The organism is Allobosea sp. 05T433 (assembly GCF_056396065.1).
Genome location: NZ_JBFTKS010000071.1, coordinates 1 through 5,641 on the forward strand (window position 1 = coordinate 1; position 5,641 = coordinate 5,641).

At 62.4% G+C, this 5,641-nt stretch carries 9 protein-coding genes and 1 pseudogene; 2 read left to right on the plus strand and 8 right to left on the minus strand.

Annotation, left to right across the window (positions count from 1 at the left end):
- Together AC1DGP_RS34605 and AC1DGP_RS34610 are read right to left on the minus strand one after the other, a co-directional pair.
- The coding region (locus tag AC1DGP_RS34605; RefSeq protein WP_476833229.1) for a transposase at nucleotides 1–234 on the minus strand (234 nt) is incomplete at its 3' end.
- Between the two features lie 55 nt (nucleotides 235–289).
- A complete protein-coding gene (locus tag AC1DGP_RS34610; protein ID WP_441638061.1) occupies nucleotides 290–568 on the minus strand; it encodes a hypothetical protein in 279 nt (92 codons plus the stop codon).
- A 410-nt stretch (nucleotides 569–978) separates the two neighbouring features.
- Between AC1DGP_RS34610 and AC1DGP_RS34615 the strand changes: the two genes are divergently transcribed.
- Entirely contained in the window at nucleotides 979–1,377 is a 399-nt protein-coding gene (locus tag AC1DGP_RS34615; RefSeq protein ID WP_476769044.1) for a hypothetical protein, read from the plus strand.
- A gap of 314 nt (nucleotides 1,378–1,691) precedes the next feature.
- Nucleotides 1,692–2,027 carry a type II toxin-antitoxin system HicB family antitoxin gene (locus AC1DGP_RS34620; protein ID WP_476769046.1) on the plus strand — a complete coding sequence of 112 codons (336 nt, stop codon included), beginning with the start codon at nucleotides 1,692–1,694 and terminating at the stop codon, nucleotides 2,025–2,027.
- 344 nt (nucleotides 2,028–2,371) lie between these two features.
- Here the strand turns inward: AC1DGP_RS34620 and AC1DGP_RS34625 are convergent, their stop codons facing one another.
- The 6 genes and pseudogenes from AC1DGP_RS34625 to AC1DGP_RS34650 form a co-directional block, all read right to left on the minus strand.
- Nucleotides 2,372–2,776, minus strand: a complete 405-nt coding sequence (locus AC1DGP_RS34625; RefSeq protein ID WP_476769047.1) for an SDR family oxidoreductase — start codon at nucleotides 2,774–2,776, stop codon at nucleotides 2,372–2,374.
- Nucleotides 2,725–3,075 carry an SDR family NAD(P)-dependent oxidoreductase gene (locus AC1DGP_RS34630; protein ID WP_476833230.1) on the minus strand — a complete coding sequence of 117 codons (351 nt, stop codon included), beginning with the start codon at nucleotides 3,073–3,075 and terminating at the stop codon, nucleotides 2,725–2,727. Before AC1DGP_RS34630 ends, AC1DGP_RS34625 begins: the two co-directional genes overlap by 52 nt.
- A gap of 21 nt (nucleotides 3,076–3,096) precedes the next feature.
- Nucleotides 3,097–4,140 carry a cyclase family protein gene (locus AC1DGP_RS34635; RefSeq protein ID WP_476833231.1) on the minus strand — a complete coding sequence of 348 codons (1,044 nt, stop codon included), beginning with the start codon at nucleotides 4,138–4,140 and terminating at the stop codon, nucleotides 3,097–3,099.
- A gap of 130 nt (nucleotides 4,141–4,270) precedes the next feature.
- Nucleotides 4,271–4,447 (minus strand): annotated as a pseudogene (locus tag AC1DGP_RS34640) (monooxygenase); the annotation flags it as partial.
- A 173-nt stretch (nucleotides 4,448–4,620) separates the two neighbouring features.
- Nucleotides 4,621–4,743 carry a hypothetical protein gene (locus AC1DGP_RS34645; RefSeq protein WP_476833232.1) on the minus strand — a complete coding sequence of 41 codons (123 nt, stop codon included), beginning with the start codon at nucleotides 4,741–4,743 and terminating at the stop codon, nucleotides 4,621–4,623.
- On the minus strand, nucleotides 4,740–4,904 hold the full coding sequence (locus AC1DGP_RS34650; RefSeq protein ID WP_476833233.1) for a hypothetical protein: 165 nt from the start codon (nucleotides 4,902–4,904) through the stop codon (nucleotides 4,740–4,742). Before AC1DGP_RS34650 ends, AC1DGP_RS34645 begins: the two co-directional genes overlap by 4 nt.
- Nucleotides 4,905–5,641 lie beyond the last annotated feature (737 nt).

Genomic DNA, 5,641 nt, shown 5'->3' on the forward strand with positions numbered 1-5,641 from the left:
AGAGTACAGGCCACGGCTGTAGCCATAGAGAAGCAGGGCCACCATCATGCCGGGATGGTAGGGCGGATAGCCGCGCTCCTCGGTGTAGCTGTCGATAATAGCCGAAAGGTCGAGCCCTTCGCGCACCGTGTCACGGACGAAATGCGCCAKGTGACCGGGCGGCACGAACTCATGCAGCGAAGGCGGCAAAAGCCAGCCCTGATCGACATCCCAAGAGCGAAACACTTTGGCCATGAGCCAGTGAATCATCCCGAAGCCACCCCGTCCAGAGGATTACTCGGACGGGCTCCTAGTTCAACCGCATCCGACTGGCTGCTTTCGGACATAGCAATTTGAACTGCGCGATCAGCGGCGGATTACCAGAAGCGCAGGAAACGTCGGCTTTTGGTCGAAGCGGAAATTTCAGATGGCGTGGCGCTTGGGAACCGTACTGGAATTCAAGCAAGCCAGCAGGGCAGTTCGCCATCGCAAGAAGTTCCACGTCGCTCTCGGTCTTGAGATGGCGCGCCACGCACTGGCTGATGCCTGACTTGCTGCCGGGAGGCTTGATTCTCGCCGCCTGGGTCACGCTCGCAGTAGTCCTGAAGATCCGCTTTCGTAACGATGCCCTTGATCATTGAGGTTCTGGTGTCGATGCCCTCTCGCTCGACGATGGTTCCATTCCACAAAGCGCAAGAGGCAAGTGGGAAATCCCCGGCCGCTGTTGCTGGAGTTGCTACCATTCCATTCGAAATAGCGACTGCGACCAGAACCATTCCCAAGGCGCGCATCATGCTGCTTCCTGTGGGCGCGAACATGTTTGGGGCGAGACCATAATCAGATCGCCTGCGGGCATCAAACGGCACGAAAACCCGCGTCCGACGCGGTGCCGGCGCCTGGATTTTGCCGCGTGAGCCGGCACGTCGTCCCGGCGCAGAGTGCTCACATTTCGCCGGGTGCGGCCGGCTAGTTCCTGCTAGAATTGCGCACCAATCGCGCATGTCGCGCGCGGGCGCTGGAGGGACCGCCGTGAGGCAAAGGAACCTGCTCAACGCCCGCGATCGCCTCGGCGCATCGATCATCGAAATCGTCGCCGCCGATGACGCAGAGCACGGCCCGGAGGTGATCGAGCAGTTGCGGCTCAAGAACGTCGCCGCCTACGCCCGCCTGGTCAGCGATCTGGCGCATTTCAGGAAGCTGGCGACGGAGCGGAACACGCAGACCCGACGGAAGCCGCGGGCGCTCCGGATGGAGCAGGCGAAGGAGACGGCAAAACAAGCCGCGGAGCTACCCGGTGACAATGCCATTATCTGCAATCCAGCCGGACCCTGCCGAGGCAGCAGATCAGGGCAAAGGCATCGTCCATCAGCGCCATTCAACCGAACCTTTTTTTCATGAAGCCCCGGCGGCTTTCACGCAAGCACCGCCTTGCAAATGGTACTGAGTATCGGTACTAATTTCGCATGAAGAAGCGGCACAAAGCCACGCTGGATCTGAGCTACGCCCGGCCCGTAAATGGCTCTATCCGATGGGCCGATATGGAAGCTTTATTCGTGGCGCTTGGCGCTGAGGTCAGCGAGGGAGGGCTCGCGGGTAGGTGTCTTCCTCTTTGGAGAGGTGCGCGTTTTTCATCGCCCGCACCCTTCGCCGGATACCGATAAAGGCGCTGTCGCCAGCATCCGCAAATGGCTTGATGAGAACGGAGTGAAACCATGAAGAACGTGATTGAGATCGACACTGAGAAAGCTGTCCTGACGTTCGACCCTGAAATCCGGATGTTTCGCGGCGAGTTCCTCGGCTTGAAGGGTGGGGCCGACTTTTACGCCGAAAGCGTGCAGTCCCTGATCGAGGAGGGCCGCAGGTCTCTGGCCGTCTTTCTTGAAATGTGCCGGGAGAAGAACATCGAACCGCACCGAAACTTCTCCGGGAAGTTCAACGTGCGCCTCGATCCTCACGATCATGCGGCGGCGGTCATTGCAGCAGCGGCCCAAGGCAAGAGCCTCAATGAATGGGTTGCTGGGGCCATCAAGGAGGCCGCTGCTGCGTAATTACTTCCTTAGCAGCCTTGGATCCCAATCGCCGTGGCGGCTCTTGCCGTCTTTCTCATAGCGCCACGAGTTTTCCCTGAGCTTTGTAGACGGCGAATCCTCGTCGCCGCAGTGCGCCGACGCCCGACGCTTCACCCGCCCAAAGGGGCATGCAAACCGCCAGAAACAAACTCACAGCTGGATAAAACCTGGGGGCAACGTCAATGCGGATGGAGCCCGGACATTCATCAAACCGCTGCGGCCAACCGGATGCACCAAGACTTGCTGTCGGGGAACTTCCACAATGCTGACATTCAGCCTGACCAGATGGCGAACTTGCAATCCAGCCGTTTCATAGTCTGCCTTCAGCTACCTGCTGCGCCGACGGTCATGCCACCGCAGACATAGAGAGTCTGCCCGGTCACGAAGCCGCTGCGGGCGTCGAGCAGGAAGGCGGCCGCGTTGGCGATATCTTCCGGCTCTCCCATGCGCCCCACCGGTAGGGCGTCGAGGATGGCTTGTGTCGCCCGGCTTCCCGGCGGATTGGCGCGCTCGAACAGCTCCGTGCGGATCGGCCCGGGCCCGATGCTGTTGGCGGTGATGCCGTGGCCGCCCAGTTCGAGCGCCCACACCTTGGCCATCCCGATGAGACCCGCCTTGGTCGCCGCATAGACGCTGCGCCGTTCCTTGCCGAGCGCTGCCCTTGACGCGATGTTGACTACCCGGCGAAATCGGCCTGCTTCATCCCCGGCAGGAGCGCCTGCAGGCATTGCAGGCTGCAACGCAAGTTCAGCGAGACGGCGAAGTCGAGATCGGCGAAACTTTGCTCTTCGACCGGTCCCGGTCGCACGATGCCGACATTGTTGACGAGCCGGGTGATCGGCCCGCCCCGCAAGGCGGCCGAAAGTGCGGCGGCCGTGGACTCGGGATCTGACAGGTCAGCCTGGATGCCGTCGCCGTCGCGGTCGATCCCGATGACCTCGTAGTCTTCGGCCCGGCAGCGTTCGGCCGTGGCGCGGCCGATGCCGGCGGCCGAGCCGGTGATGAGGACGCGTTCCTTGCTTGGCATCAGGATGGCCTTGTCTCTGGTTCAGACAGTCGCGATCGGCGTCACCGGCGAGCCGACCGCACCCGGCAGACGCAGCGGCGGCGCGGTCAGCAGGAAACGCGACCGTCCATGTTCGCGCAACCATGCGGCCAGCGGCGTCAGGTGCCACAGCTCGCCGAGCGGTATCCCGTTCTTAAACAGGCAGTGCTCATGCAGTGGCAAGCTCGAGCAGCAGCGCTCGGCGCCAGTGGTCGCGGGTACCACCTCGACGGCAAAATTGTCGGCCGCGATGGCGGCGACGCCGCTCGCGCTGATCCACTCCAGTAAGCGCCGATCGCGACCGTTCAGGACGCAGCAGGTTCCGAGCAGGATGGCGGGATCCGGCGCGGCCATATCGAGCACGCACTGTGCAAAGCCGGTGTGGAGGCAAAGCACGTCACCGGCCTCGACCGTCACGTTATCGGCCAGCAGGACCGACATCAGGTCGTCATAGCCGACGAGCCGGCGCTCATCCCCGAAATGGGCGCGCAGATCCACCATCACGGCGCGACCCTGGATGCCGTGGGCGGCCATGTTCTCGATACCCAGCGCACGGGCGCTGGATGTACTGGCCTGACCGCCGGGCCCTGCATCGCCGACCTCTATGGGGCCGATAATCTCGATGCCAGCCCGGAAGCCGTTATAGTAGACGCGCTCGGCAATGCCGTCGCCATCGGCGTCGAACTGGGCGCCGACATGGGCGAAACTGTCCCATTGCGTCGAATATTGCAGATAAAGGATCGCCAGATCGTCGTTGAAAACGTCGGTGCAGTCGCTCTCATCGCCGACAAGCACGCAGTTGAAATTGGGTCGGTTGTCCCGGATCGTCGGACGCAACGCCGGCGGGTAGCGGCGCGGGCTCAGGATGTTGCCGCCCGGCCGGTCGAGCGGCAGACTCAGGCAAAACGATATTCCTTCCGTCGCCTCGGCCAAACCTTGCAGGCGCTTCTCGCGCGTGATCAGGTTCAGCCGGCCGAGCTGATCGTCCGGCCCGAAATCGCCCCAGTTCGAGCCATACGGCCGGCGCTTCCAGCGCTGATTTGTCATGCCCCCCTCCGGTCGGGCGCTCGCGGCCCGTTTGCGGAAGCGCCACCGTCGCAGCCGCGAGGTCGCCACGCAACGTCTTTGCATAGGACTTGAAGTCGACCTCCAGCGCATAGCGGGCGGCTTCGAGATAGGTTCGCCGCTGTTCTTCGCGATGCGCGGCGATCTCGGCGCGCTGGTGGTGCGGCGACGGCAACGTGACGACACCAGCAAGGATGGCCGCAATCCAGCGCGACTGCATCTCGACCAGCGGAATCGTCGGCCCGATCGGCTGGACCAGCCCGGCGAACAGCAGGCCCGGATGCTCCACGCTGCGATCCGCCGATAATGCGCGTGCGTAGCCTCGCCGTCACCGGCGATCTCCGCTCCGACGAAGGGAAAGCTAAGTCCTATAGCCGGTCGCGTAGATCACGGCATCGAAGCGCCGGCGGGACTCGTCGGCGAAGACGATCTCCTCGCCGGCTAGTTTGGCGATGTTCGGCTTCATCCCAATGCGGCCATGCCCGATGGCTGGCAACAGAACCGGTCGTTGCGCCCCAAGTCGCGCTTGTCGAACACGTCGACCTTCAGGCCCTTCCGCTTCAGGAACTCAAGGCTCACGCTCACGGGCGCGTCTCCATGCACTGCGCGACCTCGACCTCTTCCATCTTGCCGTTGAGTAGGGCCCAGCGCTTCATGTCGTCCTTGAACGTCAGGGTTGGCAGCTTCGCGTCAGGCGGTTTGAGGAAGTAGACGCCCGCAGAGTAGGCGCGTGTGTGCCCCTTCATCGTCACCAGCACTCCTGCCGGACCACTCTTTATGTAGTCGATCTTGACTGTGCCCGTCTTCGGGAACTGGCAGGTGATCGTCTTGCCAGACGGTGCTGCGTAAGAGGCGGTTTGGCTGCTGAGAGCGGCTATCAGAGCAACTGTAGCGGTGGTCAGACTAGTGGTTCTCATCCGGGTGCCCTCCATGCCTGCCCAACTCACCAAGGCGCTGACCGCAAAGGATATATAGGATTTATCTTTTCTGCTTTGCCCTCGTTCCGTTCGCGAATGGGAGCGAGCCGACCACGTCCTTGAAGTGAGCGAGCATAGCGCGCTCCGTCGCAAGAGGTTCCGTCCTGTCCGCTGAGTGTTTGTTTCTTAACGTAGTTTTTTTGACAGTCCGCATATGCCCCACTAGCTCGCCGTCGCCGATCGCCCTCGCGGCCACCCGCTTGCGATCCTTGGCTTCGACCCAGGCTTCCCAGTGCGGCCACCACGAACGCGGATGCTCGTGGGCTGACTCAAGCCAAAGAAGGCGCCGCGAGCGGCGAACCTCTAAAGGGCGATATCGTTGCCGGTCGGCGGCGGGATCTTCCGCTTCCGAACCATCCTTAGGGGACCTTCGACGATGCATGCAATGGGGGCTTGATGGCCTGAGCGACCGCTGCGGCGATCTTCTGCGCTACGCCACTTTCGAGATCGATGATGTTCCCGGAATGCAGGTCGGCCTCGTAAATAGCGGACCAGCGAATGGCGGC

What these genes read in the sequence shown, in the direction of transcription:
- AC1DGP_RS34620 (WP_476769046.1), top strand. Translation starts at nt 1,692, where the DNA reads ATGAAGAACGTGATTGAGATCGACACTGAGAAAGCTGTCCTGACGTTC.
- AC1DGP_RS34615 (WP_476769044.1), top strand. Translation starts at nt 979, where the DNA reads ATGTCGCGCGCGGGCGCTGGAGGGACCGCCGTGAGGCAAAGGAACCTG.
- AC1DGP_RS34635 (WP_476833231.1), bottom strand. Translation starts at nt 4,140, where the DNA reads ATGACAAATCAGCGCTGGAAGCGCCGGCCGTATGGCTCGAACTGGGGC.
- AC1DGP_RS34650 (WP_476833233.1), bottom strand. Translation starts at nt 4,904, where the DNA reads ATGAAGGGGCACACACGCGCCTACTCTGCGGGCGTCTACTTCCTCAAA.
- AC1DGP_RS34625 (WP_476769047.1), bottom strand. Translation starts at nt 2,776, where the DNA reads ATGCCTGCAGGCGCTCCTGCCGGGGATGAAGCAGGCCGATTTCGCCGG.
- AC1DGP_RS34630 (WP_476833230.1), bottom strand. Translation starts at nt 3,075, where the DNA reads ATGCCAAGCAAGGAACGCGTCCTCATCACCGGCTCGGCCGCCGGCATC.